At 60.5% G+C, this 19,319-nt stretch carries 13 protein-coding genes; 10 read left to right on the top strand and 3 right to left on the bottom strand.

Annotated elements, in window-relative coordinates; translation table 11 throughout:
- Window positions 1–469: 469 nt before the first annotated feature.
- The 3 genes from AC07RO_RS06340 to AC07RO_RS06330 are packed head-to-tail and all read right to left on the bottom strand — an operon-like array spanning window position 470 to window position 4,209.
- The gene (locus AC07RO_RS06340) at window positions 470–1,696 is read right to left on the bottom strand and encodes a c-type cytochrome (RefSeq protein WP_192172222.1); all 1,227 of its coding nucleotides are present in this window, start codon (window positions 1,694–1,696) and stop codon (window positions 470–472) included.
- Window positions 1,693–3,456: a GMC family oxidoreductase gene (locus AC07RO_RS06335; protein ID WP_192172221.1), complete on the bottom strand. Its 1,764-nt coding sequence runs from the start codon at window positions 3,454–3,456 to the stop codon at window positions 1,693–1,695. The genes AC07RO_RS06340 and AC07RO_RS06335 overlap by 4 nt, the downstream gene beginning before the upstream one ends.
- 6 nt (window positions 3,457–3,462) lie before the next feature.
- Window positions 3,463–4,209 carry a gluconate 2-dehydrogenase subunit 3 family protein gene (locus tag AC07RO_RS06330; RefSeq protein ID WP_282373519.1) on the bottom strand — a complete coding sequence of 249 codons (747 nt, stop codon included), beginning with the start codon at window positions 4,207–4,209 and terminating at the stop codon, window positions 3,463–3,465.
- Window positions 4,210–4,731: 522 nt separating this feature from the next.
- Here AC07RO_RS06330 and mrdA point away from each other — a divergent pair.
- From mrdA to AC07RO_RS06280, 10 genes are all read left to right on the top strand, one after another.
- Complete coding sequence (gene mrdA, locus AC07RO_RS06325; RefSeq protein ID WP_495009779.1) at window positions 4,732–6,666, top strand: penicillin-binding protein 2; 1,935 nt, start codon at window positions 4,732–4,734, stop codon at window positions 6,664–6,666.
- A gap of 138 nt (window positions 6,667–6,804) precedes the next feature.
- Window positions 6,805–8,526 (top strand): ubiquinone-dependent pyruvate dehydrogenase, encoded by a 1,722-nt coding sequence (gene poxB / locus AC07RO_RS06320; protein ID WP_346628244.1) that lies wholly within the window; start codon window positions 6,805–6,807, stop codon window positions 8,524–8,526.
- A 311-nt stretch (window positions 8,527–8,837) separates the two neighbouring features.
- Window positions 8,838–11,501, top strand: coding sequence for an NHL repeat-containing protein (locus AC07RO_RS06315; protein ID WP_495085581.1), 2,664 nt, complete (start codon window positions 8,838–8,840; stop codon window positions 11,499–11,501).
- Window positions 11,502–11,993: 492 nt separating this feature from the next.
- Window positions 11,994–12,845: a MurR/RpiR family transcriptional regulator gene (locus AC07RO_RS06310; RefSeq protein ID WP_495085580.1), complete on the top strand. Its 852-nt coding sequence runs from the start codon at window positions 11,994–11,996 to the stop codon at window positions 12,843–12,845.
- Window positions 12,846–12,935: 90 nt separating this feature from the next.
- On the top strand, window positions 12,936–13,490 hold the full coding sequence (gene ddpX, locus AC07RO_RS06305; RefSeq protein WP_342345360.1) for a D-alanyl-D-alanine dipeptidase: 555 nt from the start codon (window positions 12,936–12,938) through the stop codon (window positions 13,488–13,490).
- Window positions 13,491–13,699: 209 nt separating this feature from the next.
- On the top strand, window positions 13,700–15,256 hold the full coding sequence (locus tag AC07RO_RS06300; protein WP_495085579.1) for an ABC transporter substrate-binding protein: 1,557 nt from the start codon (window positions 13,700–13,702) through the stop codon (window positions 15,254–15,256).
- Between the two features lie 123 nt (window positions 15,257–15,379).
- On the top strand, window positions 15,380–16,396 hold the full coding sequence (locus AC07RO_RS06295; RefSeq protein WP_495085578.1) for an ABC transporter permease: 1,017 nt from the start codon (window positions 15,380–15,382) through the stop codon (window positions 16,394–16,396).
- Window position 16,397: 1 nt separating this feature from the next.
- On the top strand, window positions 16,398–17,297 hold the full coding sequence (gene ddpC, locus AC07RO_RS06290; protein WP_485618663.1) for a D,D-dipeptide ABC transporter permease: 900 nt from the start codon (window positions 16,398–16,400) through the stop codon (window positions 17,295–17,297).
- Between the two features lie 2 nt (window positions 17,298–17,299).
- Entirely contained in the window at window positions 17,300–18,334 is a 1,035-nt protein-coding gene (locus AC07RO_RS06285; protein WP_495085577.1) for an ABC transporter ATP-binding protein, read from the top strand.
- Window positions 18,331–19,314 (top strand): oligopeptide/dipeptide ABC transporter ATP-binding protein, encoded by a 984-nt coding sequence (locus AC07RO_RS06280; RefSeq protein ID WP_495085576.1) that lies wholly within the window; start codon window positions 18,331–18,333, stop codon window positions 19,312–19,314. Before AC07RO_RS06285 ends, AC07RO_RS06280 begins: the two co-directional genes overlap by 4 nt.
- Window positions 19,315–19,319 lie beyond the last annotated feature (5 nt).

The following is a 19,319-nucleotide window of genomic DNA, read 5'->3' as shown; positions in this document are numbered from 1 at the left end:
CTCCGACGATATCGGTGCGCAAACAGGCCTCTTCCCCTCTAAAGCCGGTCCCACTAAAAGCAACGCGTGCAGCCAGTGGGACCGGCGTTAGCCGGGAAGCGGTTGATCTGCTTTTGATCTTCAAACACAAAAAGTTCAGACACCACAAATCGCGACTTGGGTGCAGGCTGAACGCAGGTCTCGCGCAGTGGGCCGAGCCGCATGGATGCGGCGAGAGCGCCGTCAGGACATGGATGTCCGTTCGGCGCGGGCCCACGGAGCGAGACCGGAGTGAAGGAACCCCGACGAAGGAGGGGCCCAACCGAGAGCAAGCACCCTTGGTTACTTGGGGTGCTTTTCCAAGTAACTCGCCGAAGGCGAAACGTCTGCCCCTAGGCAGACGCTCTTGATCTTGATCTTGATCTTGATCTTGATCTTGATCTTGATCTTGATCTTGATCTTGATCTCCAACGTCAGGCAAACGAAAAACCTACTTCGCCCTCAACCCCTCACGCACATCCTTCACATCCGAACCGGACACCGCCGGCGCCGCATTGCCCCACGTATTACGCACATACGTCAGCACATCCGCGACATTCTCATCCGACAGATTCCAGCCAAACGCCGGCATCGCCGGAGCCGTCGGCGCAGCATCCGTTGCACCCGCACGACTGCCCGCCAGCACCACACGAATCAGCGACGACGGATCGTTGCTATTCACCAACGGCGCCAACGCCAGTTTCGGGAACAGATTGGCCGCGCCTTCACCGGTCGGCGTATGACACGCCGAGCAGCGATCCGCATAAATCGCCTTGCCCGCCACCATCGCCGCATCATCCGCAGCGACTGGCTTGGCCGCCTCAACCGGCTTGGCACCGTCCTTCAAGTACACCGCCACCGCCAGCAAATCCTCATCCTTCCAGTGCTGCGAAGAATGCTCGACTTCCTCGGCCATTGGCCCGGACGCGATGTCGAAGCGGTTCGCACCGGTCTTCAGGTACTTGACGATGTCCGCCTCACTCCACGCCCCAATGCCATCGTGGCCAGTGGAGGTGATGTTCGGTGCGACCCAGCTCTGCAGATTGGCGCCGGTGAGGAACTGATCGTTCTTGTCACCGCCAATCAGGTTCTTCGGCGTGTGGCATGTGCCGCAGTGCCCAAGACCTTCCACCAGATACGCGCCGCGATTCCACTGCTCGGACTTCTGCGGATCGGCCTTGAATTCGCCTTCCTTGAAGTTGATCAGGTTCCAGCCGATCAAGCTGGTGCGCACGTTGAAGGGGAAGGGCAGCTGGTTGGTTTCAACCTTGTTTTCCACCGGGTCGACCGTTTTCAGGTACGCGAAGATCGCCAGATTGTCCTCACGCAGCACCTTGGTGTACGCGGTGAACGGCATAGCGCCGTACAAACGCTTGCCGTCCAGGCCGTGGCCCTTGGACATGGCGTTCTGGAAATCCTCGAAGCTCCAGCGGCCGATGCCGGTCGCCGGGTCCGGGGTGATGTTGGCGCCGGCCAGCTTGCCAAACGGCGTGTCGAGGATCACGCCACCGGAGAACAGCGGCTTGCCCGGGATCGTGTGGCACGCGGTGCAGTCGCCCAGAGTGGTCAGATAGCGGCCTTTTTCCACGATGTTGTAGGAATCGGCGCCGGTTGCGGCATGAGCCAGGGAAACAGACAGGCCGATAACGCCTGCGCAGACCGTCAGAAGAGTCTTCATACGCTGATCATCTCCCCTGGACGCTTGAGGTAGCGGGTGCGGATGGCATCCGCCGCTTTGAAGGCCAGCGCCGCGACGGTGCCGGTCGGGTTATAGCCCGGGTTCTGCGGGAACGCAGACGAGCCGACCACGAACAGGTTCGGCACGCCCCACACTTGCAGGTGCTTGTTCACCGAGCTGTTTTTCGGGTCGGCGCCCATGATGAAACCGCCGACGATGTGCGACGACTGATACGGCGCGCTGTTCCAATGCCCTTGCTGGGAGCTGGGCACCATCTGCCGCGGGTTCATGCTCTTGGCGATTTCGCCGACCTTGCCGGTGACGTAAGCGGCCATCTTGCGGTCGTTCTCCGGGAAGTCGAAGGTGATGCGCAGCAGCGGACGACCCAGCGGATCTTTATAGGTCGGGTCCAGCGACAGGTAGTTGGTGCGGGTCGCGTAGCTGCTTGCTTCGCAGCCGATGGACATGGTGCTGGCGTAGTTCTTCACCGTGGCTTTCTTCCACTCCGAACCCCAGGCCGGGGTGCCGGGCGGGAGAGGGCGGGAGTCGATGGGCGCGGCGCCGATCGGCGTCACGCGGGTGCTGCCGCCGCCGACGAAACCCAGACCCGAGTGGTCGAAGTTGTCGTTGTTGAATTCGTCGATGCCCATGCCGATGGCGCCGCCGCCGATAAACGGGTTGAAGTTCTTGTCATCGAAGAACATGCGCACGCTGTTGGCGGTCTGGTAGGCGTAGTTGCGGCCCGTGGTGCCGGTATTGGTCACCGGGTCGTACGGCTGGCCGACGCCGGAGAGCAGCATCAGGCGCACGTTTTCGAAGATGAAGGCGCTGATCACCACCAGTTCGGCGGGTTGTTCCCACTCTTCGCCGTTGGAATCCATGTAGACGATGCCGGTGGCGCGCTTGCCGCTGCTGTCCATGGTCACGCGCAGGACTTCGCAGTTGGTCATCGCGGTGAAGTTCGGCTTGCGCACCAGCACCGGCAACACCGTGGTGATGGCGCTGGCTTTGGAGTAGTTGGCGCAGCCGTAGTTGGTGCAGAAACCGCAGAAGGTGCAGGCACCCATGGCTACGCCAAGGGAGTTCACGTACGGACGCGAAACCAAGGCCGAGGGCACCGGGAACGGCTTGTAGCCCAGGTTCTTCGCGGCTTCGGCGAACAGCGTCGGCGCGTAAGTCTGTGCTGTCGGCGGGTTCGGGTATTCCTCCGAGCGAGCGCCTTCGAAGGTGTTGCCGCCCTCCTGGATCACGCCCTTGATGTTGCCGGCCTTGCCGGAGATGCCCGCCAGGCGATCGAACTTGGCGTAGAACGGCTCCATTTCGTCCCAGTCAGTGCCCCAATCCTGCAAGGTCAGTTCAGGCGACAACTCCTTGCCGTAACGCTCGGTCAAGTGGCTGTGCAGCCGGAATTCATGGGGCTGGAAACGGAAGGTGATGCCGGCCCAGTGATTGCCTGCGCCGCCGGTCCCATTGCCCGGGTGAAACGAACCCCAGCTGCGCATGGGTAGCGCTGTCTCGGTCACGCTGTTACGAATGGTCGTGGTGTTTTGCCGGGTCCTCAGCATCAGGTCCTGACGGCGGTTGTAGCGCAGTTCGTCCGCCGCTGACGCGACGTTGAAATCAGCGGCGGTGTCGCGCCAAGGGCCGCGTTCGAAGCCGATGATCTTCAGGTTTTCGTCAGCCAGTTCATTGGCGATGATGGATCCGGCCCAGCCGAGCCCGACAACCACGACGTCCGTGGAAGGTAGTTTTTTGGCCATGTCGAATTAACCCTTCTTGGTCCAGGCGGAGCTGCCGATGATGGAGAGCGGCACCAGATTCAGCTTCTGGTTGTGCAGACCGATGTACTCGCGATAGTCGTAGCGGGCACCGGGGAAGCCGATCATTTTCCACGACACCATGTCGCGGTTGCCGCCGTAGACCGGGTCGGCGAAGAAGCCTTCCATGGTGTTGCCGAGCACCTGCTGAAAGAACAGCTTGGCGTCGATGCCGTCCAGCGTGATTTCCGCCTTGTCCAGACCGGTCAGGACTTTGTCCTGTTGTTCTGCGGTCAGGCCGCTAAAGCTTTTCTGAAACTGCTTCTGGCAATAGCCTTCGAGGCCGGCGAGGCCGAGACGATAGCGCTGGCGCGGCACCAGTTCCGACTGGTCACCCTGCATCGGCGTGCCCTGAACGAACGGGCCCTGCATGTACAGACGGCTGAAGGTGCCGTACTCGCCGGCCAGCTGACGGTCGATGAACACCGCGCACCCGGCGTCCTTGCCGCTGACGCTGAGGTCATCGGCGGGAATCAGTCGGGCGACAATGGCTTCCACCGCAGTGGCCTCGGCGTCGGTGAAGAACTGCCAGCCGGGGGTGTCGTAGTGCATCGGACCGTTGTGGTCGAAGGGCACCCACTGCGGAACGCCAACGACGGTGGCGGCCTGGGCCGTAGCGGCGGCGCCCACGGCCAGCGTCGTGGCTGAACCTTTCAGCAACTGGCGGCGGGTGAGGCCTTTGGATTTCTCTGTCATTCAGGGCTCCTGCAAAACCACGCCCCCACAGGCCATTGGGGAATGGTCCGTGCCGGGGCTGTGCTCTGCGTTCTTTATCACGGGTATTGCCGCGCATACGATGTGCACGGCAAGTGGCTCTTGGCGGGGTGTGACATTGGGTCTCTGGCAGCCCGGCGGCCGAATAGCGCACGCTGAGCGGGGAGTTGCCGTAACTGATCCCTGTTTTTTCACGCCAACTGGCATGATAGATGTGTTACGACGTGTTGCGGCGAGTGAATTCTGTAAATGACTCTTACCGATCCCGTAACAGTCACGGTCCTTTCGAGTAACAATGAGCCGGCGACGGCGCGTGTCGTTTCACCCAACCGGGCCTTATGGATTGAGTGTCAGCGCGGGCGGCGGCTCGAACCTGACAGAATCTTCATAAACACCAGGCCGTCGTCAGGACCACTTATTGGTATCGTGCACGCCATTTGCGTCCCGCCTATTCACGCGGGGTGCTGACTGTGCTGTCCATCTGTTCACCGAGTAGCTACAGAAATGCCCGATCCAATACCTTTAAAAGACCACGAGAAGGAAACCCGGCTGGTCAACAAACGCTTGATCGCCTGCGCCGTGTTCGTGGCCATGCTCAGCGTCGCGCTGGTGTGCCGCATGTACTTCCTGCAAGTCACCGAATTCGCCTACCACTCGACCATCTCCGAAAACAACCGCGTCCATGTCCTGCCGATTCCGCCCGAGCGCGGGCTGATCTTCGATCGCAACGGCGTGATCCTCGCCGACAACCGGCCCAGCTTCAACTTGACCATGACCCGCGAGCGCGCAGGCGACTGGCATGCGGTGATCGACGAACTGATGCAGATCCTCAACCTGCCCGACGAGGACCGCATCATCTTCGACAAGGCGATGAAAAACTCGCCGCACCGCTTCGTGCCGGTGACGCTGTTGTATGAACTGACCGAAGAGCAGATCGCCCTGCTGGCGGTCAATCAGTTCCGCCTGCCGGGCCTGGACGTAGAGGCGCAGTTCGTTCGCCACTACCCGCTGGCGGAGCATTTCGCCCACTCCATCGGCTACGTCGGGCGGATCAACGAGAAGGAAGCGACTCAGCTCGATCAGGTGGAATACCGCGGCACACAGTCCATCGGCAAGACCGGTGTCGAGCGCTTCTACGAGAGCGAGCTGCACGGCCATGTCGGCTACGAAGAAGTGGAAACCAACGCGCAGGGGCGGGTGTTGCGCGTGCTCAAACACACCGATCCGGTGGCTGGAAAAAACATCACGCTGAGCCTGGACATCAAGCTGCAAGAGGCGGCTGAACATGCCCTGGGCGATCGTCGCGGCTCAGTGGTGGCGATCGATCCGGCCACCGGCGAAGTGCTGGCGATGGTCAGCAAACCGAGCTTCGATCCGAACCTGTTCGTTACCGGCATCAGTTTCAAGGAATATTCGGCGCTGCGTGATTCGGTCGACCGGCCGCTGTTCAACCGTGTGCTGCGCGGGTTGTATGCGCCGGGTTCGACCATCAAGCCGGAAGTGGCGATTGCCGGCCTGGACAGCGGGGTCGTCACGCCGTCTACGCGGGTGTTCGACCCGGGCTATTTCCAGCTGCCTGATTTCGATCACAAGTACCGCAACTGGAACCACAGCGGCGATGGCTGGGTGGACCTGTACGCGGCAATCATGCGCTCCAACGACACCTATTTTTATGACCTGGCCCACAAGCTGGGCATCGACCGCCTGCACGATTACCTGACCATGTTCGGTATCGGCCAGAAGGTCTCGCTGGACATGTTCGAAGAATCGGCGGGGCTGATGCCGTCGAAAGAATGGAAGCGCATCACCCGGCGTCAGGCCTGGTTCCCGGGGGAAACCGTGATCCTCGGCATCGGCCAGGGCTACATGCAGGTGACGCCGCTGCAACTGGCCCAGGCGACGACCCTGATCGCCAGCAAGGGCATCTGGCACCGTCCGCATCTGGCCAAGGAAATCGGCGGCGTGGCGCCGGTGGACGAGCATCCGATGCCGAACATCGTGCTGCGCGATTCCCACGAGTGGGATCAGGTCAACAACGGCATGCAAGCGGTGATGCACGACCCGCGCGGCATCGCCCGTGCGGCCGCGCAAGGTGCGCAGTACCGCATCGCCGGCAAGAGCGGCACCGCGCAGGTGGTGGCGATCAAGCAGGGCGAACGCTACAACCGCGACAAGACGCTGGAACGGCACCGCGACAACGCCTTGTTCGTCGGCTTTGCCCCCGCGGCCAATCCGAAGATTGTCGTCGCGGTGATGATCGAGAACGGCGAGGCGGGCGGACGGGTGGCGGGTCCCGTGGTGCGGGAGATCCTCGATGCCTGGCTGTTGGATCAGGACGGTCACCTGAAACAGCAGTACGCGACGCCGAATGTCACGCCAATCAACCCCAAGGTGCAGATCGCCGCGCCGAGCAAGGCGCCGGGCCAGCCGCCGGTGTGATGGCAGGCGTCTGTGGGTGGGTAGGCACGTTTGCCCACACGCACTGAACTGTGCCCGGCGTGACGGGTCGATTTGAGACCACGCGTGATGTCTGTTCCGGCCTCGCGCGCTCATTCGACTCGACAAGGAACTTGCCCCATGTCCAGCAGAACCATCGCCGATTACCTCGCCCAAACCCTCGCCGCAGCCGGCGTCTCGAAGATCTGGGGCGTCAGCGGCGACAGCCTGAACGGTCTGACCGACAGCCTCCAGCGCCTGGGCAAGATCAAGTGGATGCACACCCGTCACGAAGAAGTCGCGGCGTTCGCGGCCGGGGCGGAAGCGGCGTCCACCGGCAAGCTGGCGGTGTGTGCGGGCAGTTGCGGCCCGGGCAACCTGCATTTGATCAACGGCCTGTATGACTGCCATCGCAGCGGTGTGCCGGTCTTGGCCATCGCGGCGCAGATCCCGTCTTCCGAGATCGGCCTGAATTACTTCCAGGAAACTCACCCCACCGACCTGTTCAAAGAGTGCAGCCACTTCGTCGAAACCGTCAGCACCCCCGAGCAGTTCCCTCGGGTGCTGGAGCGGGCGATGCGCGCGGCCATCAGCCAGCGCGGCGTCGCGGTGATCGTGATTTCCGGCGATGTCGCCCTGAGCGCAGCGCCCGACATCAAGCCCCAGTGGGTCGATCACGCGCCTGCGCGGGTCATCCCGGCCGAAGCCGATTTACAACGCCTGGTGGACCTGCTGGATAAGTCGAAAGCAGTGACGATTCTGGCCGGCGCTGGCTGTGCCGAGGCCCACGATCAGGTGGTTGCGCTGGCGGAGAAATTGTCTGCGCCGGTGGTTCACGCTCTGCGCGGCAAGCAGTACATCGAATACGCCAACCCCTTCGACGTCGGCATGACCGGGCTGATCGGTTTCAGCTCCGGCTACCACGCGATGATGGCCTGCGACACGCTGGTGATCCTCGGCAGCAGCTTCCCATACCGCAATTTCTACCCGGAAAAAGCCACCGTCATCCAGATCGACATCGATCCGACGGCCCTCGGCCGTCGCGTGCCGGTGGCCCTCGGTCTGGCAGGCGGCGTCGCTGAAACCCTCGACGCCGTGCTGCCTCGCCTCAAGGCCCACACCGACCGCAAGTTCCTCGACAAGGCGCTGGATCATTACGCCAAATCCCGCGACGAGCTGGATGAACTGGCCACGCCGTCAGGCCATGGCGAGCCGATTCACCCGCAATACCTGACGCGACTGGTTGACGCCTACGCCGACCCGGACGCGATCTTCACCGTCGATGTCGGCACGCCGACCCTGTGGGCGGCGCGTTACCTGACCATGAACGGCAAGCGCTCGCTGCTCGGCTCGTTCAACCACGGCTCCATGGCCAACGCGATGCCTCAGGCGCTGGGCGCGAAAGCGGCGTTCCCGCAGCGGCAAGTGGTGGCGCTCTGCGGTGACGGCGGCTTGTCGATGCTGATGGGGGACTTGCTGTCGATCCGCCAACTGAACCTGCCGATCAAGCTGGTGGTGTTCAACAACAGCTCGCTGGGGTTTGTGGCGATGGAAATGCAGGCAGGCGGTTATGTGCCCCATGACACTGACTTCAACAGCACCAATTTTGCCAACATCGCCATCGGCGCGGGGATCTTGGGCATTCGCGTGGAAGACTCGGCGGACCTGCCCAATGCGCTGAAGAAAGCCTTCGAACATCCAGGGCCTGTGGTGGTGGATGTGGTGACCGCGAAACAGGAATTGGGCATGCCGCCGAAGATCAAACTCGCCCAGGCGAAAGGCTTCAGCCTGTTCATGCTCAAGGCCGTGATGAACGGTAAAGCGGATATGGTGCTGGAGTTGGCGAAGACTAATTTGCGTTAAGCGTCTGCGGGTCGAGTGGGCGCTGTGTGCAATGCACAGCGCCTGTAGGTCAGCCGGCGTACTCGTTGCGAGCAGTGGTACGTTGCAGGATAAAAGGGAATAGTACGGTAATCCTTGTTTCGGTTATTTATAAGCATTTAGATTGTTTGGAAGTAAGTTCAATTGCGAACCGCACTATCAATCTCCAAGCTGATGTATTCAAAGGGATTTTCTAATTTGCAATAAATCAGGTGGATTTCATCCTGTTTGAATGTGATCAGGCCAGGCGCTAGGCTCTGGAAACCGCAAACACATTCAAAGGATGAAAAGTCATGGGTAACGATAATCGCAACGGAAGCACCTCTCTTGCCAACGCCGCGCATGTTGCTGGGGATCAGGATCTCCAATTCGGCGGCAGTGGTTATGTCAGATATGTTCGTGATCCGTTTATCACTGATCCGACGACAGATACTGATCAAAGGATTTATGTCATTACCTACGGTACGAGTGCCAGTAACCCAAGTGTGATAGCTGGCCGGCTGCCGACGGGTGCTGTTGATCCTGCTTTTGGGAACTTGGCTCTTCCATTCGTCGATGACAGTTTAAGAGCCGTCATGGATGTTCAGGGGCTGATTTTTAATAACAACGGCAAAATCACCTGCGTTGGCGTTACGGAAGTTAATACCGGATCCGATCGATATCTCCAACCTGCGGCAATCCGTATTACCACCTTAGGCACCTCAGCCGCAATCGATAAGGGTTTCGGGAATGAGGGGCGGATGATTTACGAGGTCGACTTGTCTAAAGAAGCGGCCAGCCGCGGTGTTGATTTATCTCACGTTGATAACTCGCGTCCGCCGCACACTCAAGCTGCTACCCATGGATTTGTCACCATCCGGCGCACTGTACAGGTAAGTGGAGACATACTTTTCTGTTGCAGTCTTTTCAACTACAACACCCAGGTTGAATCCTACCATCTGGTAAAAATTGACGAGAACGGCGCCCCCGTGACCACGTTTGGGACAAACGGCGTCTTGACGTTACCTGCGGCCAGTCCAGAACGCGGGCTGCAATGGGTGGACTATGGGATTGATGGTAATGGAAGCATCACGCTTGCTGGCAGGGCGCAGGGCCCCAATGCTATGGAGGGGGTCCTGGCTCGATATACCTCGGCCGGTAAACTCGATTCCGGCTTCGGCAATAGCGGTGAGCAGATCATCAAGATCGAAGGGGCCAACGTTTATGCTAAAAAAGTCACGGTCCTGGATGGCGGCGAAGTCATCATCCTGCTTTCAGTCAAGGACCTGCAATCGCAGGGAAGCGTGGAATTTGGTGTCATGAAGCTGGACAAGAACGGGAAGGAGGACGCAAGTTTCAATGGTGGTAGAGCGCTTTTGCTGAGCGAGATGGGCGGCATTTCAGATGCGTTGGTGTACATGGAGTTGGATAAACAAGAACGAATCATCGTGGCTGGACAGGATGCCGTATCGAAGCAGTATGCACGCATGACGCGGATAATGCCTGATGGGACTCTGGACAGCGAGTTTGGTATTAACGGCTCCAGAACTTATGACAATCTTAATGGGTTCCGCAGGCTGGGGATTCAAAAAGGTACGGATATACTCGCGATTGCTCAGGATCCGAAAACGCTTCCATCCGAAGTTTTGCTCTTCAGGTTTTTCGGGGATGCAGGCAGTGAAAACCCTCCCGCCTCTCGGGCGGGTGGAGAGCTGGACCCATACTTCTTTTTTAGCGGTCCAGTCCCTTTGGCAGTATTCATCGACCCAAATCCGGATGCCGGTCAACGATTCTACGTGGTCGGCGAAGGGGATCTACCTAGAAAGAATAGCGACCAAGGGGAACAAACTGTAGAGAGGAAAAGCTGGATCTCTCGCTACAACGCCGACGGTTCTCTGGATACCTCCTTCAATGGCGGGAGGCTGGAGTTACCGTCGTTGCTGGTTGGAATTGCCGAATCCGCATACATCGTCATTGACGGCATGATCTTTGATTCGGATGGGTCGATTACCTGTGTGGGGGACGCCATAGCCATCTCCAACGATCCCGGTTATTACACGTCCTCTGCGGCACTGCGGCTCACTTCAACAGGGGAACTGGACCAAAACTTCGGCAGTACCGGTAATGGCACAGCCATCTTTGAAAACCGCCAGCCATTTGAATTTAGCGACCCCTCAAATGAGTTAAATCTTCGCTTTGCTACCTTTCGACGGAGTGAAAGAAAAGGGGCAGGCGGTATCTTTTTCCTGTCGAGCATCCCAAGCAATGCCGACCGTCCTGAATATTATTCGGCGAACTATCTTGTCAAAATAACATCGGACGGATTACCGGATACGGGGTTTCACGGCAGCGGCTTTCTCAAGCTGGATTCGAAAACCATAGGTAACAACTGGACTGACTATGGTGTAGATGACCAGGGAAGACTCATTGCGATTGGGGAGACCACTTCGGACGGTACAGTTCAGGGTGTGGTGGTCAGGTTCACGCCCAATGGCACACTTGATTCGACCTTTGGTTCCGGCGGAAGAGTCATCATTACTGGCCAGGGCGGTCGGCATAGATTGCTGCAGCTTGATGTCTCAGCTGACGGCAAAAGTACGGTGGTCCTTACCTTTACTGAACAAGGCGACGACAAGATTGCGCTGATGAGACTGGCCGACAATGGCGCTGCCGACGGCACATTCAATAATGGGAACCCGCTTGTAATAGATTCTACGGCTGCCTTTAAGACCATGCAGGTTGACGGTGAAGGGCGTTATCTCGTTGCTAAATCTGACAATGGGAACACTCAGCCTCGTCTGTACAGGGTAACTCCCAATGGTTCGATCGATACTGGTTTTGGATCAAATGGCTCAGTCGAGTATCCGGAACTGACGGTGTTGAGGCTGTACGCGGTTCAAAACGGAACGGATCTGCTGGCTGCCGCTTTCAAGTTGAACACAGCAAGAGAATCATTTGCCCGGATTCTCGGGTCATGAGTGCAGCGATTCCGTTGCAAGGCCTTCAGTGTTCACACTGAGCCAACAGGGGAATCGCCGCCATCTGCTTGATAGCCAGATATTCCCAGATATTCAAGGATGAAAAGTCTTCCGAAGGAGGGCGGTAAAAAACTCGCTGTTGCTTACGACGGTCCCCGTGGATCGGCGAATTATTCGCCCTTCGCGGGTTCCGTCGTAGCCGGTGGTCAAGTTCGGGCTCAAGTCCGCAGATGTCTCGCCTGAAGTGGTCTTTCCGCACACCGGTCCGCTCCCGTTAGGTCATCCTGTACCAGTGAATATCGCCCACAAAAAGGGCATTTCCTCTCTCGTCCGCACCACCCTGAATCACCAAAATCCCCCTCCTGAAATCTCTTGAAAAAGTCGTTGTAAGGCCGTGAAACGCGATGTTATGTTGCTAACATCCTGTTGCAAAATGACCGCCGGATAACATTATCCTGGTCCACACAACCCGGCTCTCTCTGCGGAATTCCCATGGAAAAGCGTCCCTTCCTCGATGCACTGGAACAGCGGTTCAGCGATCTGACGCCGACGGGTAAGCGCATCGCCGGCTACCTGTTGGCCAATCCGCAAAAGCTGCCGTTCGAGACCGCTGACAGCATCGCCCAGCAGACCGGCACCACCGGCATTTCAGTCGGGCGCTTCCTGCGTTCGCTGGGCTATCGCAATATCGACGACGTCAAACAGAGCCTGCGCGGCGACAGCGCCAGCCCTTGGGTGATCACTGATCGGCTCGGCGCCTTTCGTGAAGAAAACACCCAGGGCGATGCGCTGAAACGCTCGATGAACCGTGAGCTGGAAGCGATCCAGCGGGTCTACGCCCTGGCCCGTGGCGAAACCTTCGCCCGCATCGTTGAGCGGCTGCACAGCGCCGACGCGGTGTTCATCGTCGGCATCCAGACCACCCGCGGCATCCTCAACGCGTTTTTCAGTCACCTGGAGTACATCCGGCCTAAGGTGTACTACGTCGATGGTTTGTCCGGCACCTACGCCGAATCACTGAATTCCCAGTTCAAAAATCCCTACGCCGTGATCGCCGACTTCCGAACCTATTCCGCCGTGACGCGGACCTTCTGCGAAGTCGCCCATCAACAGAACGTAGGCCTGGCGTTTATCACCGACTTTCACTGCCCATGGGCCAGGGATTACCCGAGCGATCTGCTGCAGCTCAATTCCGATGTGGGGCAGTTCTGGGATTCCCTGGCGCCGCTGACCTGCCTGTTCAATTTGATGGTGTCGGCGGTGGCCGATAAATACGGCGACCACCTCGACCAGAGGCTGGCGAAGAACCGTGAGCTGCAACAACTGTTTGGCCAGTTTGAATAGATAAGGCTTCCCGGCTAAAGCCGGTCCTACGGGGGGAAGCATCGCCCCCAATACATGATGAATGAACACGCTGATCTGGAGTTTCGTTACGTGAATAGCCCCCTCGTCGAAGTCGATGCCCACGCGCTGCAGGTCGAGGTCGACCTGATCTACGCCGGCGTCGACAACCTCGCCGGCAAGCAGATTTACCAGGACCCGCGCTGCCTGCTGCACCGCGACGCCGAGCGCTGTCTGCGCAAGGCCAGCACCTTGGCGCGCCAGGCCGGGTTGCGCCTGCGTATCTTCGACGCCTATCGCCCGGGGTACGCGCAATACCTGCTGTGGCAGGCGCTGCCCAACCCCGAATACGTGCGCGACCCCAGCCTGGGTTCCCACCACACCCGGGGCGTGGCCGTGGACCTGACCCTGATCGACGCCAGCGGCAACGCCCTGGACATGGGCACCGGCTTCGACGACATGCGCGAGCAGTCCCATCAGTTCTTTGCCGACCTGCCCGCCGACATACAGCGCAACCGCCTGCTGTTGCTGGGGATCATGCTGGCGGCAGGCTTCACCTACATCGACAGCGAGTGGTGGCACTACGAACTGCCCGACGCCGATGACTATCCGCTGATCGACGACGGCTCGATCCAGCCCGCTCACTAAAAACGCATCACGCATCACGCATCACGCAACACCGCACACGACCGGGACAACCATGAATCCCGGCTGAATCTGGCGTCACCCGACCTCGCAAGAGCAGGGCGCGCCATTTCGCAGGCCTGAGGCCTGAGGCCTGTGAGCTTGAACTGCCCGGTATAGCTTCAATAACAAACCTGACGAACTTTCAGACCCCGAACGATCAAGGAACCGGCATGAAATCAATCCTTACCCCACGCACGCTGGCGATGGCAGTCCTCTGCACCGCCATGGGCCTCGGCGCCTGGCAATCGGCCAGCGCAGCCGTGCCCCAGGACACCCTGATGATCGGCAAACCGTCCGACCCGCAAACCCTCGACCCGGCCGTGACCATCGACAACAACGACTGGACCGTGACCTACCCGGCGTACCAGCGGCTGGTGACCTACAAGGTCGAAAACGGCAAGGGCAGCACCGAAGTGGCAGGGGAGCTGGCCAGCAGTTGGACCACCTCGGCGGACAACCTGACTTGGGAATTCAAGCTCAAGCCCGGCAACAAATTCGATGACGGTGCCGAGGTCAACGCCGAGGCGGTGAAGTTCTCCTTTGACCGGGTGATGAAGCTCAAGCAAGGCCCGTCCGGCGCCTTCCCCGAGGACATGGCCGTGTCGGTGGTCGATCCGCTGACCGTGCGCTTCACCCTGAAAGCGCCGTACGCGCCGTTCCTCTCCACGCTGGCCCACAACGGCGCGGCGATCATCAACCCGGACGTTGCGAAGAAAACCGAAGGCGCGGACGCCTACCTGTCCAACCACACCGCAGGTTCGGGGGCGTTCAAGCTGGTCAACTGGCAGAAAGGCCAGACCCTGACCATGGAGCAGAACAGCTACTACGCCGGTCCCAAGCCGACCCTGAAAAAAGTCGTGGTGAAGATCATCGGCGAGGCTTCCGTGCGTCGTCTGCAGCTGGAACACGGTGACCTGGACATCATCGAAGACATGCCCGAAGACCAGCTCGAAGCGCTGGCGAAAAAGTCCGGCATCGTCGTCGGCGATTACCCGTCGCTGCGGGTGACGCTGCTGTACCTCAACACCCAGAAAGCGCCGATGAACAACCCTGATGCGCGGCGCGCGATTGTCGAATCCCTGGATTACGACGGCATCATCAACGGCATCCTGAAAGGCAAAGCCAAGCCGCTGAACGGGCCGATCCCCCAGGGCATGTGGGCCTACGACGAGAAGCTGCCGGCGTTCAAGCAGGATATGGAAAAGGCCAAAGCCGATCTTGGGAAAGTGTCGCCGAAGGTCAGCAACCTGACGTTCATGTACTCCGACAAGGACCCGAACTGGGAGCCCATCGGCTTGACCCTGCAAGCCGACCTGCAACCGCTGGGCGTAAATCTCAAGCTGGAAAAACTCGCCAACGCCAGCATGCGTGAGCGCCTGGGCACCGGTGATTTCGACATCGCCATCGGCTCGTGGAGCCCGGACTTCGCCGACCCCTACATGTTCATGAACTTCTTCTTCGACTCGAAGCTGAAAGGCCTGGCCGGCAACCGTTCGTTCTACGACAACCCGGCGGTGGACAAGCTGATCCGTGAATCGGCGACCACCAACGACATGGCCAAGCGCACCGAGCTGTATCAGCAGGCGCAGAAGATCGTGCTCAACGACAGCGTCTACGCCTACCTCTATCAGAAGGCCTACACCTTGCCGATGAGCGAGAAGGTCAAGGGCTACGTGTTCAACCCGATGCTGGAACAGGTGTTCAACGTCGGCACGATCACCAAGTAAGCGCTGCATCCCGTAAATCGCTGTGACTCACAGGGCCCTGCAAGGGAGGCGGGGTCCTGTGAAGCAGCGCTGTGTCCGCGAGCTGTTTCGCGTTATTGATCGACTGCGTGACCGAGGTGCCCCATGGCCTTCCTGAATATGCTGCGCAAACGCCTGGGCGGCCTGCTGCTGGTGGTGTTCGGCGTTTCTCTGATTACCTTTTCCATCTCGCACCTGATTCCGGGCGACCCCGCGCGACTGATCGCCGGGGACCGCGCCACCGACGCCATCGTCGAAAACATCCGCCATCAGTTGGGGCTGGACCTGCCGCTGTATCAACAATACGGCCGCTACATGCTCGACCTGCTGCACGGCGACCTGGGCACGTCGATTCGCACCCATCGCCCGGTGCTCGAAGATTTGCAGGCGTTCTTCCCGGCCACGCTGGAACTGGCGCTGGCGGCGCTGACCCTGTCGATTCTGGTGGGCGTGCCGCTGGGCGTACTCTCGGCGGTGTACCACAACCGCTTCATCGACCAGCTCGCGCGAACCCTGGCGGTGACCGGGATTTCGACCCCGGCGTTCTGGCTCGGGCTGGGCCTGATCGTGCTGTTTTACGGCCACTTGAACTGGCTGCCCGGCAGCGGTCGTCTTGACGAAGGGCTGGACCCGCCCCGAACCGTTACCGGGTTCTACCTGATCGACACGCTGCTGGCCGGCGACACCGGGCTGTTTTTCAACGCGGTGCAGCACCTGATTCTGCCGGCCATCACCCTGGGCTTCGTCAACCTCGGCGTCGTCGCGCGGCAGATCCGTTCGGCCATGCTCGACCAGCTCGGCGAAGATTACATCCGTACCGCGCGGGCCTACGGGCTGTCGAAATGGGCGGTGATTCTGCGCCATGCCTTGCCCAACGCGTTGATCCCCTCGGTGACCGTACTGGGCCTGACCCTGGGTGATCTGCTCTACGGCGCAGTGCTCACGGAAACCGTGTTCGCCTGGCCCGGCATGGGTGCCTACGTGGTCAAGTCGATCCAGTCGCTGGATTTCCCGGCGGTGATGGGCTTCGCGATCATGGTCTCTTTCATTTACGTGCTGCTGAACATGGCGATCGATCTGCTGTACCGCCTGATCGATCCGCGCATTGGCGAGGTCAACTGACATGACGACTCCGATCACCGCGCCCGCCGTGGCGCCACTGCCGGCCGCCTCGCGCTGGCAGGACAAATGGGCCTACCTGGCCCATCAGATTCGCCGCAGTCCCCTGACCATGGCCGGGTTGCTGATTACTGTAATAGTGCTGTTGGTGATGGCCTTTGCGCCCTGGCTCGCGTCCCATGATCCCAACGCGCTGAACCTGACCCAGCGCCTGGCCGCGCCGTCCGCCGCCCATTGGTTCGGCACCGACGAAGTGGGCCGGGATCTGTTCAGCCGCGTGCTGTACGGCAGCCGGCAATCCGTCGGCGTCGGTCTGTTCGTGGCCTTCGCTTCGTGTTTTGCCGGCGGCTTGCTGGGCTGCATGTCCGGGATCATCGGTGGGCGTTTCGACGGGCTGATCATGCGCCTGATGGACATCATGCTGTCGGTGCCGTCGCTGGTGCTGATCATGGCCCTGGCCGCGGCACTGGGCCCGAGCCTGTTCAACGCCATGCTGGCGATCACGCTGGTGCGGATTCCCTTCTACGTGCGGTTGGCCCGGGGGCAGGCCCTGAGCATCCGCCAGATGGGTTACGTCAAGGCGGCCGAAACCTTCGGCGCCGGGCGCTGGCACATGGTCATCTGGCACGTGGCGCGCAACGCCATGCCGCCGTTGCTGGTGCAACTGAGCCTGGACATCGGCAGCGCCATCCTCATGGCCTCGGCCCTGGGCTTCATTGGCCTGGGCGCGCAACAGCCGACGGCGGAGTGGGGCGCGATGGTCGCCACCGGGCGCAACTACATCCTCGATCAATGGTGGTACTCGACCTTTCCCGGCGTGGCGATTCTGATCACCGCCACCGGTTTCAACCTTTTGGGCGACGGCGTGCGTGACTTGCTCGACCCACGGCAGCAGGGGAAATGACCATGCAAGCTTCCGCACAACAATCCCTTGCCGCCCCGGCCCCGGTGCTGGTCATCGACGACCTGTGCATTGAATTTCCGGCCTACAAAAGCACCGTCAAGGCCCTCAATGGCGTGTCGCTGCACGTCAATCCCGGGGAGATCGTGGGCGTGATTGGCGAGTCAGGCTCCGGCAAGTCGGTCACCGCGATGCTCAGCCTGCGCCTGCTGCCGGAGCGCGCCTACGAGGTGAAAAGTGGCAGCCTGAGCATTCTCGGCCGCGACATGCTCACCGCCAAAGAGAAAGACCTGCTGAGTGTGCGTGGCCGCGACGCTGCGATGATCTTTCAGGAACCCATGACCGCGCTCAATCCGACCCGGCGCATCGGTCGGCAGATGCTTGACGTGATCATTCATCACCAACGGCTGAGCAAAGCCGACGCCAAGACCAAGGCCATCGCGTTGCTGCGGGACATGCACATCGCCGACCCCGAGCAGGTGATGAACAGCTACCCCTTCGAGCTTTCCGGCGGCATGCGTCAGCGGGTGATGATTGCGCTGGCGTTCTCCTGCGATCCGCAATTGCTGATCGCCGACGAGCCGACCACCGCGCTGGACGTCACGGTGCAGCGGCAAGTGCTGTTGCTGCTGCGGGAGAAGGCCCGGGCGCGGGGCACGGCGATTCTGCTGATCACCCATGACATGGCGCTGGTGTCGCAGTTCTGCGACCGGGTGTACGTGATGTACACCGGCGCAGTGGTGGAGCAGGGCGTCACCGCGCAAGTGATGGCGGACCCCCGGCATCCGTACACCCAGGGCCTGCTCAGCGGATTGCCGGAGCAAGTCGAACCGGGCCAGGATCTGACGACCATTCCCGGCCAGGTGCCCAATCTGTCGGCGTTGCCGGAAGGGTGCACTTTCCTGGATCGCTGCGCCCATGCCACAGCCCAATGCCTGCAACGCCCGCCGATGCAGACCATCGACGCCGCCGCCGACCGCAAAAGCGCCTGCTGGTTGAGCGCGCCCTTACACGCCACCCCACAGGAGTCGCGGCCATGATCCATTCAGCCCTGCAGACATCGCCTGGCGAGAGCCCGACCATCCTCGGTCTGCAAGATGTGCGCGTGCATTACCCGATGGGCAAGGACTGGCTCGGTCGTCCCAAGGCTTTGGCCCATGCCCTCAACGGCATCGATCTGCAGGTCCGTGCCGGCGAAACCCTCGGCGTGGTCGGCGAATCCGGCTGCGGCAAAAGCACCCTGGCGCAGTTGCTGATGGGCTTGATCAAGCCGACGTTGGGACGACTCGACTGGATCTACAACAGCGACAAGGAACGCAGCAGCAACGTGCAGATTGTGTTTCAGGACCCGCAGTCGTCCCTCGACCCCAGGCTGCCGGTGTGGAAAGTGATCACCGAGCCGTTGTTCGTCCAGCGTTCGGCGCCGCGCCACGAAATGCGTGGCATTGCGGAGAAGGTGGCGGCCCAGGTGGGCATTCGCACGGAATACCTTGATCGCTTTCCTCATCAGTTTTCCGGTGGGCAGCGTCAGCGGATTGCGATTGCCCGGGCCTTGTCGTCCAACCCGGACATCATCGTACTGGACGAGCCGACCTCGGCACTGGACATCTCAGTGCAGGCGCAGATCCTCAATTTGCTGGCCGAGCTGCAGCGCAGTCGCGACCTGACCTACATCCTGATCTCTCACAACGTCTCGGTGGTGCGGCACATGGCTGACCGGGTGGCGGTGATGTACCTGGGGCAGATTGTGGAGTTGGGTACGGCGGCGGAAGTGCTGGAGCGGCCGCGTCACCCTTACACGCAATTGCTGCTGGAGGCGGTGCCGCGTCTCGGGGTGGCGGTGGACGACGCCCAGGTGTCGGCGCCGACCGAGCTGCCGGGCAATCGGACGCTGCCGACGGGGTGTTTTTTTCGGGATCGTTGTCCGAAAGCCACCCAAGGCTGCGAAAGGCCGCAAGCATTACTACCGGCAAAAGGCGCTGGGGAATCGGTGCGCTGTCATCTGGTGTCGCAGCACTGATGCGC

It is taken from the genome of Pseudomonas sp. GW821-FHT07F05, assembly GCF_059418765.1.
The sequence above is the reverse complement of the archived record's forward strand: the minus strand, read 5'-3'. Positions and strand labels throughout refer to the sequence as shown.